The following is a 17,816-nucleotide window of genomic DNA, read 5'->3' as shown; positions in this document are numbered from 1 at the left end:
CAAAGCGAGGACGCCCCCTCCCCCGAGCGTTGGGAAGTGAGCAGATACCGACGTTCGGGCGAGTCGGCGCACCCCATCAGCTGCGGGTGAGCTGAGTCTGTATGTGCCGTGGTCACCGCGTGGCCTCGGTCATGGCCCGCTCGGGGAGGAGTGCGAGGAGCTGTTTCGTGTGGCCGGGCAGTTCTGCCTCCGCCAGTCCGGTGACGATGTCGCGCAGCGGCATGGGCCGATCGACCAGGAGGGTGTCGTTGGACAGGAGCCGGGCGGGCACCAAGGTGCCGAGCTCGGCGTCGCTGAGCACCGCACTTCCGACGAGTGCGCACAGGACAGCTGCTTGTCCGCGGATGCGGTCCCGGAGACCGACATTGCCGTCGGCGTGCGCGATGGTCTGCTGGATGGTCCAGGTGTCGAGGGCGATCCGGTTGTCGTACGTCGTGTTGGCCCCCGCTGCGATACCTGCGACGACGGCGATGGTGGCGGCGCTGACGAGAGAAACGTGCGCGAGGATCTGGTCGGCGTTCCACTCGCCGTCCGGCGGGGCGGAGCTGGGGTCGTCGGCGTTGGCCACGGTGGCGGCGGCGTCGAGCAGCGCTCGGTAGCCGTCCTGGAGTGGGGCAGTGTCCGGCATGCATTGCACCTCTCTGTGCGGGCGTATGCGGAATGAACCAGGGGCGGAGAGGCGCGGCTCAGGTGTGGGAACGGGACATCTCCCAGGGCGCCCGCGGCAGGACCTCGCCGGTCTCCAGCATCGACTTGAGGTTTGCCAGCACGGCCGGCCAGCCGGCCGAGACGAAGTGGGAGACCGACGGCCGCCCGGTGCCCGGCCGGGCGGATGAGGAGTGGACGATCCTCGTCCGCCGATATCCCTGGCCCGGACGCTGACCGCGCGGTGCGGGCACGGCCCCCACCGCCACCCGCACCACACCCCAAGGAGCCTGCTGGCGCCCGTCGGTGCCGCGCTCCCGGGCTGCCGGACCGGCACACCGTGGTTGGGCCCACCGGTCCGGCAGCCCCACCCAGTCCACCACCCGGCTCCGTTCGCACGGAACGCCTCATCACGGCGCGAAGGTCCTGGCCGCTCGGGGCAGGCCAGGACCTTGTTCACGCGGGTCCGCGGACGGGACCCAAGCTGACGCGGCCCCGACTCCAGAGCGCAGAATCGGGGGCCGCGGACGGCACCGGCCCGACGTGGGGTCCAAACCAGTGCACGCGTCGACCCGATCAACGCAGACGGCGGCCGGAAGGACACGGGCCGCGTCAACGGGGCCCGCGCATCCTTCCCGCGTCGCCCCCTCACGCCGGACTGGCCACGGCGGTCAGGGGATTGGGAGGAAATCGTGCGAAGCGTCGTGGTGCAGTTGTCGATCTGCCAGAACACGGATCGTCCCGGGCGCGTAGGGAGCGGCGGCTGAATGGCCTGGGGCCTTCGGCGGTAGCTGTCCTGCGGCGTTGGTTGTGGGACGCCTGGGGATCTCTCCCCGGGGGTGGCACCGGCGTCAGCCGGAGTCTTCTCGTTTCAACGCCCCTTGCCCGGGAGCCTTGCGGGCTCCGGGACTTGCAGGGGCTCGGCGAGCGTTTTGGGTCTCCCCCCTATCGGAGGCGACCGTCTTGAGCTTCCTGTGCGCCGCGTCGACGATGTTCGCGGTGCTGTTCTCGTGGTGGTGTACGACCGCACCGCACGAGGGGCAGTGGAACTTGCTGCACGAGGGGTCGGAGCTTGGGTTTCGCTCCTTGCACTTCGCGCAGGTGCCGTGGACGGGCTCGCCCTGGTCGAGGACGACGAGCTGCGAGCCGTACCAGGCGGTCTTGTATGCGAGCTTCCGGCGCAGGCTGCCCAGGCCGGCGTCCAGGAGGCGCCGGTTGAAGCGGGCCTTCATCCTGACGTTTGTGCCGGGCTTGTCCCGAGTGCTGTTGGCCGAGGTGGTGAGGGCGGTGATGTCCAGGTCTTCGATCGCCACGTGCGTGAAGCCGGTGGCCAGCTTCTTGGACAGGCCGTGCAGGAACGAGGCGCGTCGCACGGTGATCTGCTGGTGGACGCGCGAGACGCGGGCGGCGGCCTTTCTCCATCGCCCCGACCCCTGTTGGCAACGGGACATGGCGCGTTGGGCCTTCACGAGCCTTGCCGTGCTCTCGGCGAGTGGACGGGGGTGCTCGATGAGGGCAGTGGCGGGGTCGGCCGGATCGAGGGGGCTGGACAGGGCGGCCAGGGTGTGGAAGCCGAGGTCGACGCCGACGAGCCCGCCGGCGCGCTGGCGGGCGGTGGGGCGGCCGATCTGTTCGACGTGTCCACCGCCCTCGGCGGCCTTCTCGGCCTGGGTGCGGCTCAGGTACGGGGTGCGGGTGCCGTCGTCGTGGACGTGCTCCCACCGCACGGGCACCTCCTGCTGCACCTTGGCCAGCACGGAGGCGTACCAGCGGTGGCCGCCGCGGGTGACGGTCACGGACTGGATGACGGCCTGCCCGCGCTCCACGAGCCGGGCGAGGCGCTTGCCGGAGTCGTGGATGCGGATGCTGCCCAGGCCCGGCATCACCAGGCGCCGGTAGCCCTCCAGGCGGATGATCGGCCTCTTCACGTCATGGAAGAGGGAAAACGATTCTGTGTGGCCCTTCTTCTTGAAGCGGGGGTACCCCTGCCGCTGGCCGGCGCGGCGGCCGGCGAGCGAGTCCTGCCAGTACTTCCAGGCGACCTGGGCGCGGTCGAAGCCGGAGGTGAAGCAGTAGACGTTGACCTCGCTCCACCACGGGCTGCCGCCCTCCTCCCTGGGCAGATCCCGTTCCATCCGCCACAGGGCGCTGGTGTCGGTGGCGGTCGGCGTGCGGAAACCGGCACTGAACGCCTTCGCCTTGAGCGCGTTCACCGTGGCCCGGCCTTCGGCCAGGAGCTCGCGTTCACAGCTGGTACCAGCGGCGTCAGCGCGGGCGGCGGCCAGCCGGCGGACGAGAGCCTCCTGCCCGGCCGGGGGCTGCATCGCGGGCAGCGGCGGCTTGCCGGCGACGGTGAGCGTGAGGCTCTTGCGGTGGTGGTCCCACACCTTGACGCGGTCGGTGAGCTCGGCGCCGTCGGCCTTGATCCGCTCCTTCGCCTCCGCGTCACTCAGCCCCGCCTGGAGGTAGGAGCTCCTGCGGTCGGCCCATGCCTGGTGGGCCTGGGTCTTCTTGGCCACGGCGTAGTTGTAGGCCCACCGGCAAGCGCCGGCATAGCGGGACAGGGCGGCGCGCTCGGCATCGGAGGGGTCCAGGGTGAACCGGTACGCCCGCAACACCTCCGTTTTGGGCATCGTCACGGCCGTGGGGCCGTGCCCGGGCCCTGCGGGATGGGATTTCGCCGCCACGCGCGGTGTACCTCCGGTTCCAAGTCGCTGTGCTGGACCGCAGGTTGCCACGGGGTGAAGGCTGCTGGTCACGCGCCATACCGTCGTGTTCGTCGGGCAGAGAAAAGGACTCTTACACTGGCAATTGCCTCCAGCTCAAGGGATGCAAGAGCCTTCGCCGACATGTGAAGGAAGCACGCGTGCCTGTTTTCGGTCACTCCCGGTAGAACGCCTGGCGGTTCCTGTTGCGAGGCACATGACGAAGTCACAGTCCGCTTTGGCTGCCCGACGAACACGACGGCATGGCACATGATCAACGATCCCTGTTCCGTGGCAATCTGCGATCCAGCACGATGACGTGGAGCCGGAGGTAGACCGCCGTGACGACGAACAGCAATCCCACCGTCAGACGGCGCCGCCTGGGAGCCGAGCTGCGCCGGCTCCGTCAGGCCAGCGGGCTGAAGAGCACAGAAGTGGCCGCGCGGCTCATGGTCTCCCAGCCCAAGATCAGTCACCTGGAGAACGGCCGCCGCACCATCCACCCCCGCGATGTACGCGATCTGTGCGCGATCTACGGAGTGACGGACCAGCAGGTCATCGACGCGCTCATGCTGATGGCCAAGGAATCCGGACAGCAGGGCTGGTGGAACGTCTACGGCGACATTCCCCAGAGCATCTACGTCGGCCTGGAGGCGGACGCCGCCACCGTCCACGCCTACGAGCCCATGATGATCCCCGACCTGCTGCAGACCCCCGCCTACGCCCACACAGTCATCGGGGAAACGATCCCCCAGCTCACCGCCGAACAGGCCGCCACACGCCTCAAGGTGCGGCTACGCCGTCAGCACCGGATCTACAACCCGGCCTGCCCGCTGCGTCTGTGGGTCATCGTCGACGAATCGGCACTGCGCCGCGTCGTAGGCGGCCTGGACATCATGCGCGAACAACTGGAGCACCTGAACGCACTCGCCACCGAGCCCCACATCACCGTGCAGGTCCTCCCCTACACGGCGGGTGCCCACCCGGGCTTCGCAGGACGGTTCTGCATCCTTCGGTTCGCCGACAGCCCCGAGGCAGTGGTGCACCTGGAACGCTTCACCAGCGATCTCTACCTGGAGAAGCCATCTGACGTGCAGCACTACAGAGTGATGTACGACCACCTCCAGGACTTGGCCCTCAGACCCGACGGCAGCCGTGACTTCATCACCGACATCACCAAGATGTACGTCGACGCGGCGAGCCGCCTCTGAGTGCGTTGTGGCAAACCGGATCTTGTTCGAGCGGCAGCGGGTGATCATCTGGACGGAGGTTCGGGTGCGGTCGCGGGCATGAGAGAACGGGCCCCTTGGTAGTGACGCGGTTACGACACCAGCACGACCAAGGAAGCCCGTTGCCTGATCAGTTGAGCAGTATCTCTGTGCCTGCGTCGACCGCGGTCACTCCTGGGTGTGCCTGCTATGTGCACCGGTTCGGTTTGCTCGCTCCGGGGCGGCGGGCAGGCTGCTATCCGAGTGACGTGACGGATGCGGAGTGGGCCGAGGTCCGCGCCGCGATGCCGGTGCCGGCCTGGCTCCTGCAGCGGGGCGGGCGCCCCGAGCCGTACTGCCACCGGACAATGCTCGACGCGGTGCGCCACCTCGTCGACAACGGCGTGAAGTGGACGGCTCTGCCGGTCGATTTCCCGTACTGGCGGGCGGTCTACGACTTCTTCCGCCGCTGGCGGGCCTACGACTATGTGCGTGAACTGTACGAACGCCTGCGACGTTCGGCGAGGCAGCGCGCCGGCCGCAACGCCGAGCCCAGTGCGGGAGTCATCGACAGCCAGTCGGCGGACGCCTCCGAGACCGCCGGCGAGGACAGCCGCGGATACGACGGCGGCAAATCACGTGACGGCCGCAACGCCACATCCTCACCGACACCGACGGCCTGCTCCTGGAAGTCACCGTGACCACGGCCGATGTGCACGCCTCCAAGGCCGCCCCCGCACTGCTGGAGACGTTCATGCAGCAGCCGGGCCGGCTGCTGCAACTGGTCTGGTTCGACAGCGCCTACCAGGATCCGGCGCTGGCGAAGGCGTTCGCCCGTCACGGAGTCCGGACCGAGGTCGTACGCCGCTCCGACGGACAACGCGGATTTGTCGTCCTGGCCCGCAGGTGGGTCGTGGAGCGGACGCTGAGCTGGCCGGCCCGCTCACGCCGCCTCAACCGCGACCACGAACGCCGCCCCGACCACCACGCCCAGATGGTGTGGTGGGCCGCCATGATCAGACTGTCCCGGCACCCGGCCGCAGACGCTCCGCGCTGGCCGGAGAAGCGTCCCGGCCGACTGCTCCGGGCTCAGGCATGAACCGTCCGTCCTTCGCCCGCACCAGCCAGCCCCGCTTCTCCAGCGCATAGGCACGGTGGCGGATCTTCCCCACCTCGTTCTTGATGTCCGCTTCCCGGCCCACCGCCCGCGTCAGTTCCACCCCGTTCACCGGCCCCGAAGCGGCCACCACCGCGGCGAACACCTCCCGATACAGGCCGCTGACCACCTCCTCCCCCATGCCCGACCGCCACACCGGCGGCCGCTCACCATGCCCCGAACCCAAGCCGCCCGATCCCACGCCGGCAGCCGTCTCACCACCGGACGGCACCGGAACCGACGTATTCACCGGGCTCTCCCCGGCCGGCACCGACACAAGCTCCGCACGCCCCACCCGGACCCGCTCGACCCGCTCCCGCGCGGCATCCACTTCCACCTGGGCCTGCTCCAGGACCTCCGTCCAGGACTCCAGATCCTGCCCCGCCCGCGCCTCACGCTGTTCGCTGTTCCATCAACCCCAGCACCGACGGCATCGCGCCCTCCTCGATCCACAACAAGCCGTCCGCTGCCTGCCCCTCCCCCAAGGCGATCATGCCCCGCACACGAAGAAGCCCCTGCTCATCGAACAGGGACTCCCTTTGCCACAAGGCACTGAGTCATCACCGGCAATGTGCCACGGTTGAGTGACTACGGGGGCCAATGATCAGGCGTCGTCCTACTACCTGAATTCGACGGAGCGTTACCCGGCTCGCATGCGGGAAAACGCTTAAGGCACGGGGCGCTCCATCCTCGCGCGGTCGGACCCTTGGGGCAAAGAGGCTGCTGACATGTCTGCCGACTCGTCGGGCTTCGACGTTGGACCGTCCCGGGCATCGGCCAACGACGCGATCAGCTCAGTCACGATCGAGAAGTCCGCGCCGCAATCGGAGTTGCCCCCTTTGCGCCCATCGTCACGCTGACCGGCGACCCTCAGCCGTAGGCCCTGGAGCGGGCGGCGGCATGACGCTAAAGGCCCCCTCCCGCCCGAAGGGCGTGGCGAGGGGGCCGAGTTCGATATGCCCGCCAGACCGGCCAGTTCTTCGCGGCGCAGTCCGGCGATGCGCCGCTCCCCGCCCAACGTCAGCCCGGTGTCCTGCGGTGACATGCGCTCACGCCAACCGCGCACAGCCATGCCGAAGTGCCATGTCGGCCATGTTATTGGAGGGTCCACGTCTGGTTGTCCCAGGCGTTGCATTCCCACAGGACCACCACCGTGCCGCTCGTGCCCCCGAAAACGGTGACGCATTTCTGTGACTGATCGGCCACCAGTTCCGTACCGGAGAAGTGGAATTGCTGGCTGGAGTCGCCGCTGCACGCGCTCAGTTGGATCTCGGTCCGGTCGTCGCTCGCTCCGTCGGCCACGGTCATGCATTTCCCCAAGGAGCGGAAGGTGTCCCCCGATCCGGTCTGCCAGCGCTGTGCCGCGGAGCCGTCGCAGGCGACATGGACCAGCTGGATTCCCTCGGTCCCTGCGCCGCCGCTCAGGCACTTCTGCGTGGCGGGGACCACCAGGGCATGGCCGACGGCCGGGTCGACCGTTGCACCGGATCCGCTTTCCTCGGATCCGGCATTGCCTCCGGACTCCGGCTCGGAGTCCTCCTGCACGGTTGTGGACGTCGGCTTCGAAGAGGTGTGCGGCGTCGGAGACTTGGCGCCGGAACTCGCGGAGCGGGACGCCTTGGGGGAAGAGACCGTGGGTGCGGATGTGTCCGTGGACTGCTGGGTGGGGTTGTCGGCCGCGAGCGGGCCATCGGACGCGGTGGCGCTGACGCGGCTCTTCCCCGTTGGCAGGTTGGTCAGCAGTACGGCGATCGTGATCAACAGCGCCGTGGCGACGGCCGCGGCGAGCACGACCGGCTTCTTCGAACGGCCTGGGGGCCGGTGCGCCTGTTGGCCGGTCGTATCGGGCTGTGGAGGTTCTACGGGTGGCTCGGCTGCGGAGGCATCGTCGGTTCCGCGGTCCGAATTGAGCCCAGATGGCGATGGCGATACGGACTCGGGCACTGGGTTCGCGGCCGGAGCCGGAGCCGGAGCATCGTCGGCCACGGACACGGGGTGGGCGGCGGGTGGAACAACAGAGGGCCCCGCTGCGCCTGCCGGTCTTCGCAGCATGCGTTCGGCGTCCTCGGCCGACAGCCGGTCGGCCGGTTTGGCCACGAGCAGGCCCTGGATCAGCGGGGTGAGCGGTCCGGCACCGCGCACTTCGGGGGCCGGTTCCATGGCGATGGCGTACATCGTCTCGGCCACCGTTTCCCGGAGGAACGGTGAGCGGCCCTCGACCGCTTCGAAGAGCGTCGCGCCGAGTGCCCACAGGTCGGCCTCCGGCCCGGGTTTGGCGCCGACGAGGCGTTCGGGAGCCATGAAATCGACCGACCCCACGAGTTGGCCGGTGCGGGTGAGCGCCGAGGTCTCGACGGCCTGGGCGATGCCGAAGTCGGTGAGGACCACGCGGCCGTCCTCGGCAAGCAGCACGTTGGCCGGTTTCACATCCCGGTGCAGGACCCCTGCCCGGTGCGCGGCCCGTAACGCGGCGATCACGCCCCGGCCGATCCGGGCGACCTCGTCGAGCGGGACCGTGCCGTACGCCTTGATCCGGTCGGCGAGGGTGGTGGAGCGCACGTACTCCATCACGATGGTGGGCCGGCCCTCGTCGTCCACGACGTCGTGGACGACAACGACGTTCGGGTGGCTGATCCGGGCGGCGCTGTGCGCCTCGCGCCGGGCGCGTTCGAAGAGGGTGGCGAGTTCGGCGTCGTCGAGTTGGGGCTGGGAGTGGAGCTTCTTCACGGCGACCTGGCGGCCGAGGAGTTCGTCGTGGGCGCGCCAGACGGTGGCCATGCCGCCCCGGCCGATGCGGTCGAGGATGAGGTATCGGCCGGCGATCAGCCGTCCTTCGTCGGACACCGTGGGTTCCTTTTCTCTGCTTCAGACCGATCCGGCCGACGGCGACACGGGGTTCCTCCGGCCGACCGCACGCCCAACGGCCCTTCGCCTACGACTGGTTGAGGAGCATTTTGGCAGCGAAGGGCCCGGAAGCAGCCGCTTTCCACGGCGCGTCGGGCCCGGTTGTCACGCGCGGGGCGACTCCAGGGCTGTTGGTCGGTTCCATGAGGAGCAGGGCCCGGCCGCGAGCGGGGCGGCGCCGCCGTCTCACGTCATGAAGATCCGACGACCGTGGTCGACGAACTCGCCGGGCCCTTCGCGTGCCGATCATCCTCTCCGGGGGCGGCAGCGGCCTAGGGGGCAGGGTAGGTACAGCAGTACCACCCACGGCGTTGCTCCAACCAACTCCAAGGGCAGGGCTAGGGCGAAGGCGAGCGTGGTCTTGCCCGCCCCGCTGGATCCGGTCAGCTTGAGCAACATCTCGCCAGGGTGACAGCCACGCAAAGGCTTTCTCGACTGATTTGCGGGCCCCCACCGGCCCTCGGCTTTCGTCGGATTCCTACAGCCACTCGTTGATGGCGGCGACCAGTACGGTCGCTTCGTAGCGGACGGCGAGCTTGATGCCCCTATGGATGTCAATCGGCAGGGGCTGGTGCCGATCGCCTCTTGGATGTGAGGAGGGCTTGGTAGATCTCGCGGGCCACGTAGCGTTTGAGGCATCGGATGGCTTCGCGTCGTGTCTTGCCCTCGGTGACTCGTCGTTCCACGTAAGAACGGGTGCGGGTGTCCCAGCGCAGACGGGCGATGACGATGGTGTAGAGCGCTGAATTGGCCTGGCGGTCGCCGCCGCGGTTGAGTCGGCGGCGCTGGGTCTTTCCAGACGATGCTTCCACGGGGCTGGCACCGCACAGGGCGGCAAAGGATGCCTCGCTGGCCAGGCGGTCGGGGTTGTCGCCGGCCGCGGTCAGCAAGGCCGCGGCCGTGTCCGGGCCGACGCCGTAGAGATCCAGGAGCTTGGGGGCGTAGGCATTGATCGCTGTGCTGATCCGTGCCGTGAGGTCGTTGATCTCCTCGGTGAGGTGCAGGATTCGCTTGGCCAGGAGCCGGAGTGTATGGCGGGATGCCGCCTGCGGCCCGGTAATGCGTGCGGGCCTCAGCTGCGAACACCGGCGGATGAGTTTGGAGTTGCTCAGTCCGGCGAGAGACTCACGCAGGGCCGGCTCTGCCGCCACGAGTACGGCCTTGAGCTGGTTGATGGCCATGGACCGGGACTTCACCGCGGAGGTCTTGGCCATCTTGAACAGCCGGATCGTCTCCACCGGTCCGTCTGTCGTCTTGGCGGTGGCTGTGGCCCGGCCGGAGAGGACCGCACGGGCGGCAGCGGCCGCATCGATGGAGTCGGACTTGCCGTGTCGGCGTCGGGCGGCCTTGTCGGGTTGGTTGACCTCGGTGACCGTGATGCCTTCGTGGTGCAGATAGCGGGTGAGGGCGGCGCCGTAGGAGCCAGTGCATTCCACTCCGGCACGCTGTAACTGCCCGAAAGCACGCGCCCAGGAAAGGAGTTGGCGGTAACCCTCCCGGGTCGTGGGGAAGCCTCGCGTGTCCAGCAGAAGTCCTGTGCTGGTGATGACCGCGGCCACGTGGATGTCTTTGTGCGTGTCGACTCCGAGCAGCACCTGTTCGTGCTGATCAACCGTGTCGTGACGTGGATGGCTCTGCTGAGTCATGCCGGGCATGGTCGCCTGTCTCCTGATCGCCTCGGGAACACCGGTGGCCGACGCCGGAACGGTGTGGCGGTCAGGACTGTGACGGTGCCTGTCGCGAAGGCCCCTATCGGGACACGCCCACCGTTTCGGTGGCAGCATGTACCGCCTCGGACAGTAGCCGGCAGATCAAACGCAAGGCACCAGGGCCAGTCGTATCGCGGGCCAGACCACCGCCCAAGGCGGACCCCAACATCCTCACAGTCGTATCTCATGGCGGCCCCGCGGTGTCTTTTGAGGCGATTGATGCCGCACTCCACCGCGTGCCGTTCTTTGTAGTCGACCGGGTCGAACTTCAGCGAACGGCTGCCGCGAGAACCGCGCTTCTTGCGGTTGGCGATCTGATCGCGCTTCTCCGGAACGGCACCCCGACGCGTCCGGCGACGCTCTGCCGTACGGCGCGCCGTAACCCGACCCGGGCGGTCAGGACTCGACTCCGTGTAACAGATCCGTTATGCGGCAACACAAACTTCGTGCCGTCCGTGGCATCTGGACGACGATGGTCCGCATGGCGACGATGAATCACTTTGGCATGACTCTGCGCGGCTGGCGTGAGCGTATGTCACCGCAGGACATTGGCCTGGAGGCCGGCGGGGAGCGGCGCGTCCCTGGACTGCGTCGTGAAGAACTGGCCCGTCTGGCAGGCATATCGGTCGACTACCTGGTGCTGCTGGAACAGGGCCGCGCTCGCAACCCCTCGGCCCAAGTGGTCACCGCTCTGGCCAGAGCACTGCGCCTCGACCCGTCCGAGCGTGACCATCTGTTCCGCTGCGCCCACCTCGCACCGCCCTCCGCCGGGAACGTCTCCAGACACATACCCGCGAGCGTGCAGCGACTCGTCCATCAGTTGGGAACGACTCCCGCCGGGATCTTCGCCGCTGACTGGACCATCATCGGCTGGAACAAGATGTGGACGGCCACGGCCGGCGATCCCCGCGCGTACGGCTGGGAGGGACGCAATCTCGTCGCCGGGATGTTCCAGACGAGAGCCAGCCGAGACCGTGACCCGATTGCGGCATGGCCCGTCTGGTCATGGAGAGGCAGCGAAGCGGAAGAGGAGGACCTCGTCGCCGACCTGCGTGTGACGGCGGCCGCCCATCCCCAGGATGAACGTCTTGCCTCACTCGTCGAAGGCATGCTTCGACGGGAACCAGCGTTCACCCGACTGTGGTTCAACGGCACTGCCACCCCCTGGGCCGGCGACCGCAAGACCATCGAACATCCACGGGTGGGTGACATCACCCTCGACGTCGATGTCCTGATGCCTGCCGGCACCGACCTCCGGATCCTCACGTGTGCGGCTGCGGCCGAGACCACTGACGCAGAGAAGCTGGATGCTCTACGTGCGGCCTGTCATCTGCCTGGAGAGGGTTCCTGAAAGGAAGGTGTGACCGTTGCGAGAGCCGGGAGGACGGTTCGGACCGGACCCGGACTACACAGGATGAGGAGCCGGCACCCGGTAGCGGCCAAGGAGTGGGAGGTAGGGCAGCCCGAGGGCGGCCAGTTCCTCCGGCGTCGCACGCCGGCACCACTCCGCCGCCGCGGTGATCGAGTCGTGGTCGGACGGGCTCATCGCGCAGACCACCAGGGCCAGCAGCGAGGAGAGCCGGTACCGCACTCCGCAAGCCCCCCTCGGATCACAGACCGACTCGAACTCGGCGACCAGGCAGCGGACTTGCTCCTTGGCGGCACCCTCGCCGAGGGCCTTCCAGACAGGGCGCATGAGGCATGGGGACAGCGACAGGGGATGATGGAGGAACGAACACGGCACCTCGTGGATCTTCCAGCGTCGAGAACTACATGATCCACAGGCGCCGTGTTCACCTGCTCCCGGGACCCACCACCAAGATCAACACCCCAAGCCGGGACGATCTGGGCACTCGACGGGGCCCTGGGAGATCACCCGGGAGGCGATGACGGAGATCCAGTCCGGCGACGAGATGGTCGCGGAGCCCGGGTCAGGGCCGGGGCCGCAGGCCGACGGAAGCGTCAGGCGGCAGTCCGCCCGCGTCGGAGAACTCGTGCTCGTCCTTCACGTCAGGCGCTCGCGCGGGGCGGGGTAGGGGTGCCGTGGACCTTTTTCGCGTGAGACCGGAAGAGGCGGCGGCTGATGACGGGCATGATGAGACGGACGGGAAGAGGAGCGCCCTTCAGGACGCCCTTCATGACCTCAGGATCGCCTTCGTAAAGCGCCAGTCCGAGGCCCAGCGGCAGGTTCTTCTTGGGTGTCTCGGCCAGGGCGTGCTCGCTGAACTCGTGCCACTCCTTGGCGGTGATGTACTTCGCCGCGAGCGGCAGGATCTCCTTCTCCTCGAGGCCCATGTGCTCGAAAAGGACCTCGTTGAGCCGTTCGCAGGTGGTGGCGACTGTTTCGCCCTCGGCCGAGGAGGCGTTGGAACGCCAGGACTTCAGCTGCGCGATCAGTTCGTCGCAAAGAGTGTGCATCCTCCCGTGGTGCTCCTCCATCAGGTGGACCACCGGAGCGATCTCCTCGCTGACGCGCTCCAGCAGCCTGGGCCACACCAGCAGGTCCTCGCCCTCGTGGTGGGTCAGCAACATCCCGAGGACGATGTCGAGATGCGCTGCCACAATTTTGGAGCGTGTGGTGTCACCGTTGCTGACACCGCGTATGAGCCCCGGGGCGAGGCCGAACTCGCGGCGGAACACGGTGTGCGCGACATACATGTCACGCACATCGGCCATGGGAACGTCGGTTGCCGTACTCATGAATGCCTGTCGCTTTCCTAAGGGAGGGATTAACTGAGAAGGTGCGCATAAATTGTGACGCACTGCATGCACCCGGCGATTCTGAATGCTATCGGCACCTGTGGCAACTAACTCAAATCCTTGCGGAGTTGTGCGCGACCGTACCTTTTTTCGTGCGGCTCTTTTGAATTGAGGTCGCCAGTCAGGCCAGGGCGGCTGCACGTTCCGGGGTCGTGCGGCTGGGCGGGTTGTGACCGGTTGGGGCACATAGCAGAGCAGGCACGGGCTTCGTGATCATTGTGGAGTCCAAGTCTCAGATTCGGTTGTACAACGGCTCCTGACTGTCTCCGGTTCGGGGTCTGCGGCGCTGCGATGCCCGGCCACAATCAGGGCGGCGCCGCCCTCTCACGGCATGAAAGCCCCACGGCCGTGGTCAACGAACTCGCCGGATCCTTTGCGTGCCTGATCATCCTCCAGTAAACACGGCAGTTACCAGTCACGAGGGTAGGAACAGCAGTACTACCCCCGGTTCTGGTCGCTGGTGGTTCTCCTTGACACAACTGTGAGAGAAATGGAGTCTCCATAACCTCGGCAGACAGGTGTACCCCAAGTGGTGTCGGATGCCTCTACCTGGGACCGGCACAGCGATGTCCAGAACCGTGCTTCCACACCCCCGTGCTCATCCCCCACGCAGACGCGTCCCACCTCTCCCGCCGCCAGGCCGGACCGATCGCACCCGTGCTCGCAGCCGCGCTGATGACTCTTGGCCTCCTCGCCCCAATCGCCCGAGAACGCTTTCATGTCGAAAGCTCGGGATGCGGGCCGTATCACCGCGAATCTTCTGCACGCTCCCCATGGGATGACCGCGTACCGAACAAAGTGACTGCGAATTCTGCAAGCTCGCCGGCAAGAGAACAACCAGAAAGAGACGCTGGGGGAGGAGCCTCCTCGTTTCGCTCGTCCTCGCGCTGGCGGTGATCGTGGCCGGGGCCGCCCTCCAGGCTTCGACGTAGTCGCCGGTTGAGCGGGGTCGTCCCGATATGGGCCCGCAACGTAGGGCGGGCGCGAGCTTCCAAGATCATGTGGGTGTCGAGTCCAGTGATCCCTACGTATGTCCCTGCCCGCCGTCGCATCTTCTGCGATCCCGCTCGTCCTTGACCAACTCCGTGATCAGCCTGACGCCGCAGAGGTTGAACTGCCCGGACTGCTGGCCCGGTTGGCCGAGATTCCGGCGCATCGTCCTGAGCCTGGGATCGGCGTCATCAGCCGGGGCTGGAGATCTCTGACGTGGGGCGGGACGGGCCCTTGCCCGGCGGATGACAGGCGGTACGCAGAGCGTCCATCTTCTCCGCGTCGGTGGTCCCGGCCTCGGCCGTGTACGTGACGATCCTGAGGTCGGTTCCGGCGGCCATCAGGACGTCGAGGTCGAGGGCGATGTCGCCCACCAGCGGATGTTCGATGGTCTTGCGGTCACCGACATGGGTGCGGGCGGTGCCGTTGGACCACAGGCGGGCGAAGCGGGGGTTGTTCCGCCGCATGTGATCGACGAATGAGACGAGTCGTCCGTCGTGGGGATGGGCGGCCGCGGTCTCCCGCAGGTCGGCGACGAGTTCCTCCTCCTCCACCTCGTCGCCCGCCCAGGACAGAACGGGCCATGCCGCGATCGGTTCCCGCGCTCGTCCGCCGCTCGACCGGAACATCCCGGCGACGAGATTGTGCTCGTCCCAGCCGTACGTACGGGGATCGCCGACCGCGGCGGACCACATCGCGTTCCATCCGATGAGGGTCCAGTCGGCGGCGAAGATCGCGGTGGGGTTGTCTCCCAACTGGCTAACCAGTCGGTGCACGCGCGCGGGTGCCTGCCGGGACACGATCCCGGTGGCGGGCGGTGCGAGACGGGCACAGCGGAACAGATGATCACGCTCGAACGGGTCGAGGCGCAGCGCCCTGGCCAGGGCTGCGACCACCTGGGCCGAGGGGTGCCGAGCGCGGCCCTGCTCCAGCCGGACCACGTAGTCGACGGACAGCCCGGCCAGTCGGGCCAGCTCCTCCCGGCGCAGCCCGGGGATGCGCCGGCCCCCGCCCGCCTCCAGCCCGCTGTCCTGCGGTGACGCGCGCCCGCGCCAGCCCCGCAGAGCGATGCCGAAGTGGTTCGTCGTTGCCATGCAGGTCATCGTCGTCCAGACGGCATGGACCGCAGGGCGCTTCTACTGCGGCACAACGGACTCTTTACTCGCAGGCAGTTCCTCGTCGGTGGCGTCGGTGGTGGCCCAGTGTGCTCGGGTGAAGGCGGCGGCGGCCTGCAGCGCGGCGTCGGCCTCGTCGAGCATCACGGCGAACGCCTGGAAGACGTGCGGTACTTGTGGCCAGACCTGCAGTTCGACGTGGACATCGTGTTCGGCGGCGCGGGCTGCCAGCCGTACGGCGTCGTCCAGCAGGATCTCGTGCGAGCCGACCTGGATAAGCAGGGGCGCCAGACCGGTCAGATCGGCGAAGACGGGGCTGGCATGAGGCGTGGCGGGATCGGTGTCCCGCAGATAGTCGCGGGCGCGTGTGCGCAGACCCTCGGGGGTCAGCGCGGGATCGACGGCGGCTTTGCCGACCACGCTGTTGCCGGACACGCTCAGATCGGCCCACGGGGAGAAGACCGCGGCCGACGAGGGTTGGGGCAGGCCCGCGTCCTTGGCTGCGACCAGCGTCGCGACGGCGAGACCGCCGCCCGCCGACTCGCCGACGAAGGCGATGGCGGAGCTGGGAACACCGTCGTCGAGCAGCGCACGGTAGACGGCCAGGGCGTCATCGACGGCTGCGGGGTAAGGGTTCTCGGGGGCCAGCCGGTAGTCCACGCACACGGCGCGTGCACCGGTGCGCCGGGCGACGTCCCCGGCCAGGCCCGCTGTGTCGGCCGCCGAGCCGATGGCATAGGCACCGCCGTGCAGGTACAGCAGCACGGTCGCCGGGTCGTTCGCCGGTGTCTCCACGGTGACGACGGGTACGCCGCCCAACTCGCCTGCCGTGGTCGAGACGTCGGGGGGCAACGGTAGGGACGTCATCATGTCGTGGAAGACGGCGCGCTGTTCGGCGACGTCGCCTCCGAGGTCGAGCGGGCCGTGCCGCAGCAGGTCGTCGAGGGTTTGGCGCTGTTGCCGGGACATGGCAGTGCCTTTCGTGGTTCCTGTGAGTGCCGTACGGCGGAGCGGTGATCGCTGCGGACCTGCCGACGGTCAGCGCGGCGGCCCGACGATGATCTGGCCGTACATGTCGGCGGCTTCGGCCATGAGGTCCCGTGAGATCTCAAAGCCTTCGGGGCGCGGGGTGGCCAGGTCACGTCCGGCGTGGCGGAACATGCCTTCGATGCCGCCGGGGGTGCAGATCATCAGCAGGTCTGCGGTGTCGGAAGTGATCCGGTAGCCGTGGGGGACGTTTCGGGGGAGGTAGACGATGCCGCCCTCCGACAGTTCCATCTCCTGGTCGTCGCACCACAGCAGCGCACTGCCCTTGATCAGCATGAAGATCTCGTCCTCACGGGTGTGCGTGTGGTAAGGCGGCGCCTCGCCCTTGCTGACGGAGAACCGTCCGACGGTCAGTTGTCCGCCGGTGGCCACGCTGTCCAGGAGTACGGCGAACTCGCTGCCGTCGAGCCATTCGAGCCTCTGCTGCTGCTCGGGCTGGGCGAGGTAGGCCATGGTCATGACGGTGTCCGTTCTGCTTGATCGGTGGACTCGGCGCCTTCGCCGAGGGGAATGAGCGCGATCACCGGGATGACCCGCTCGGTCTTGCTCCGATAGCCGGCGAAGCCGGGACAGCGGCGGGCCTGTTCGGCGAACGCCGTGTCGCGCTCCGTGCTCCGCAGTTTGACGGCGCGCACGGCGAGGATCGCGTCGCCCACCTCGATGCGTGCCTCGGGACGCGCGAGCCGGTTGGGGTACCGGTCCGGATTGCGGCCGGAGCTGGCCTTGGAGGCGAAGACGAGGAAGCGGCCTCTGTCGGCCAGGTACATCATCGGATTGACGCGGGACCTGCCCGAGCGCGTGCCGACGGGGTGCAGCAGGAGTAGGGGCGCCCCGCTGAAACCACCACCGACCCCTCCCTTGTTGGCACGGAACTCGTGGATGATGCGTACGTTCAAGTCCGGTTTGCCAGTCATGACTGTCTCCGGTTCGGACTGTGCCGTGCCTGTGGCGCTGCTGCCCCGGGCCGCAGTTCGCTTGTTCGATCGTCCTCTGGGCGATACGTCAGCCGCCAGTCGCGAGGGTAGGAACAGCAGTACCACTCCCCTCGATTCGTCTTCTGCGCCACCGTGCAGTTCGCCGCATGCGAGCTGTTCGTACTCATGGTCCGGGAGATCCGCGGTGACGGCCTTTACCGGCCGTCAGGCGGCCCAGGACAAGAACCTGATCAGGGAGCAGGTAGCGTTGTATCAGCCCGGCCTTCTCCTGGTCGGGCTCGGGTTCAACGACCTGGGCTGGTTCATAAGTAACCCCGACGGAACCCTCGACAGCATGAAAACGCTGGTCGGCCAGGCTCGCGCCGCCAGACCCGACATCGACATCGCCCTGGCCAATGTTCCCCAGCGCACCGCCATCGGCGGCCGCGAGGACCTGCCGGTTGGGAGATTGCGCAGACCGGTGGCACGGGCGGCACGGATGCGGTCCTCGGCCCGGGCCCGCTGCCGGTGGCGCAGTTCGAGGGGGGGCGATCGCCTCGCTGGCCGTGTCGGTGGGGATGTAGACACCTCAGGCGCATATCTCGTCAAGCTGTGGCGGCAGGTTCGGTTGGGTAGGCGGTGTATTCATCGAACAGCGTGTGG

The 17,816-nt window shown here is 68.0% G+C and carries 16 protein-coding genes and 2 pseudogenes; 5 read left to right on the top strand and 13 right to left on the bottom strand.

All coding sequences use genetic code 11. From position 1 onward, the window contains the following. Positions 1–112: 112 nt before the first annotated feature. The 3 genes from ACZ48Z_RS40940 to ACZ48Z_RS40930 form a co-directional block, all read right to left on the bottom strand. Positions 113–628, bottom strand: coding sequence for a hypothetical protein (locus ACZ48Z_RS40940; RefSeq protein ID WP_468741010.1), 516 nt, complete (start codon positions 626–628; stop codon positions 113–115). A 58-nt stretch (positions 629–686) separates the two neighbouring features. Further along, complete coding sequence (locus ACZ48Z_RS40935) at positions 687–899, bottom strand: hypothetical protein (protein ID WP_468741009.1); 213 nt, start codon at positions 897–899, stop codon at positions 687–689. A gap of 597 nt (positions 900–1,496) precedes the next feature. Beyond that, entirely contained in the window at positions 1,497–3,278 is a 1,782-nt protein-coding gene (locus ACZ48Z_RS40930; protein WP_468741008.1) for an RNA-guided endonuclease TnpB family protein, read from the bottom strand. 413 nt (positions 3,279–3,691) lie between these two features. Here ACZ48Z_RS40930 and ACZ48Z_RS40925 point away from each other — a divergent pair, with 413 nt between their 5' ends. The 3 genes from ACZ48Z_RS40925 to ACZ48Z_RS40915 all read left to right on the top strand — a co-directional run bounded on the left by ACZ48Z_RS40925 (position 3,692) and on the right by ACZ48Z_RS40915 (position 5,657). Continuing rightward, complete coding sequence (locus tag ACZ48Z_RS40925) at positions 3,692–4,561, top strand: helix-turn-helix domain-containing protein (protein WP_468741007.1); 870 nt, start codon at positions 3,692–3,694, stop codon at positions 4,559–4,561. A gap of 266 nt (positions 4,562–4,827) precedes the next feature. Next, entirely contained in the window at positions 4,828–5,259 is a 432-nt protein-coding gene (locus ACZ48Z_RS40920; protein WP_468741006.1) for a transposase, read from the top strand. Continuing rightward, entirely contained in the window at positions 5,256–5,657 is a 402-nt protein-coding gene (locus ACZ48Z_RS40915) for a transposase (protein WP_468741005.1), read from the top strand. The genes ACZ48Z_RS40920 and ACZ48Z_RS40915 overlap by 4 nt, the downstream gene beginning before the upstream one ends. Here ACZ48Z_RS40915 and ACZ48Z_RS40910 read toward each other — a convergent pair. The 4 genes and pseudogenes from ACZ48Z_RS40910 to ACZ48Z_RS40895 form a co-directional block, all read right to left on the bottom strand. Then, positions 5,575–6,051: a hypothetical protein gene (locus ACZ48Z_RS40910; RefSeq protein ID WP_468741004.1), complete on the bottom strand. Its 477-nt coding sequence runs from the start codon at positions 6,049–6,051 to the stop codon at positions 5,575–5,577. The genes ACZ48Z_RS40915 and ACZ48Z_RS40910 overlap by 83 nt on opposite strands. 615 nt (positions 6,052–6,666) lie before the next feature. Beyond that, positions 6,667–6,849: pseudogene (locus tag ACZ48Z_RS40905) on the bottom strand (hypothetical protein); the annotation flags it as partial. Further along, on the bottom strand, positions 6,810–8,558 hold the full coding sequence (locus tag ACZ48Z_RS40900) for a serine/threonine protein kinase (protein WP_468741003.1): 1,749 nt from the start codon (positions 8,556–8,558) through the stop codon (positions 6,810–6,812). The pseudogene ACZ48Z_RS40905 and the gene ACZ48Z_RS40900, both read right to left, overlap by 40 nt. A gap of 614 nt (positions 8,559–9,172) precedes the next feature. Next, positions 9,173–10,273: an IS110 family RNA-guided transposase gene (locus ACZ48Z_RS40895; protein WP_468741002.1), complete on the bottom strand. Its 1,101-nt coding sequence runs from the start codon at positions 10,271–10,273 to the stop codon at positions 9,173–9,175. A 535-nt stretch (positions 10,274–10,808) separates the two neighbouring features. On the opposite strand from ACZ48Z_RS40895, the gene ACZ48Z_RS40890 reads away from it, so the two are divergent. Beyond that, entirely contained in the window at positions 10,809–11,678 is an 870-nt protein-coding gene (locus ACZ48Z_RS40890; RefSeq protein ID WP_468741001.1) for a helix-turn-helix transcriptional regulator, read from the top strand. Between the two features lie 69 nt (positions 11,679–11,747). Here the strand turns inward: ACZ48Z_RS40890 and ACZ48Z_RS40885 are convergent. The 6 genes and pseudogenes from ACZ48Z_RS40885 to ACZ48Z_RS40860 all read right to left on the bottom strand — a co-directional run. Further along, positions 11,748–12,066, bottom strand: a pseudogene (locus ACZ48Z_RS40885) (transposase family protein); the annotation flags it as partial. Between the two features lie 271 nt (positions 12,067–12,337). Beyond that, on the bottom strand, positions 12,338–13,003 hold the full coding sequence (locus ACZ48Z_RS40880; protein ID WP_468741000.1) for a hemerythrin domain-containing protein: 666 nt from the start codon (positions 13,001–13,003) through the stop codon (positions 12,338–12,340). Between the two features lie 1,265 nt (positions 13,004–14,268). Continuing rightward, positions 14,269–15,171, bottom strand: a complete 903-nt coding sequence (locus ACZ48Z_RS40875; protein ID WP_468740999.1) for a helix-turn-helix transcriptional regulator — start codon at positions 15,169–15,171, stop codon at positions 14,269–14,271. 42 nt (positions 15,172–15,213) lie between these two features. Next, entirely contained in the window at positions 15,214–16,161 is a 948-nt protein-coding gene (locus ACZ48Z_RS40870; RefSeq protein WP_468740998.1) for an alpha/beta hydrolase, read from the bottom strand. 69 nt (positions 16,162–16,230) lie between these two features. Continuing rightward, a complete protein-coding gene (locus ACZ48Z_RS40865) occupies positions 16,231–16,698 on the bottom strand; it encodes a cupin domain-containing protein (protein WP_403729358.1) in 468 nt (155 codons plus the stop codon). Then, positions 16,695–17,153: a nitroreductase/quinone reductase family protein gene (locus ACZ48Z_RS40860; RefSeq protein WP_468740997.1), complete on the bottom strand. Its 459-nt coding sequence runs from the start codon at positions 17,151–17,153 to the stop codon at positions 16,695–16,697. The genes ACZ48Z_RS40865 and ACZ48Z_RS40860 overlap by 4 nt, the downstream gene beginning before the upstream one ends. A 205-nt stretch (positions 17,154–17,358) precedes the next feature. Between ACZ48Z_RS40860 and ACZ48Z_RS40855 the strand changes: the two genes are divergently transcribed. Further along, positions 17,359–17,816: SGNH/GDSL hydrolase family protein (locus tag ACZ48Z_RS40855; RefSeq protein ID WP_468741068.1), on the top strand; the 458-nt coding region annotated here is incomplete at its 3' end.

It is taken from the genome of Streptomyces sp. NPDC031225, assembly GCF_055570355.1.
Note: the sequence above shows the minus strand (reverse complement) of the source record. Positions and strands in the feature narration are given on the sequence as shown.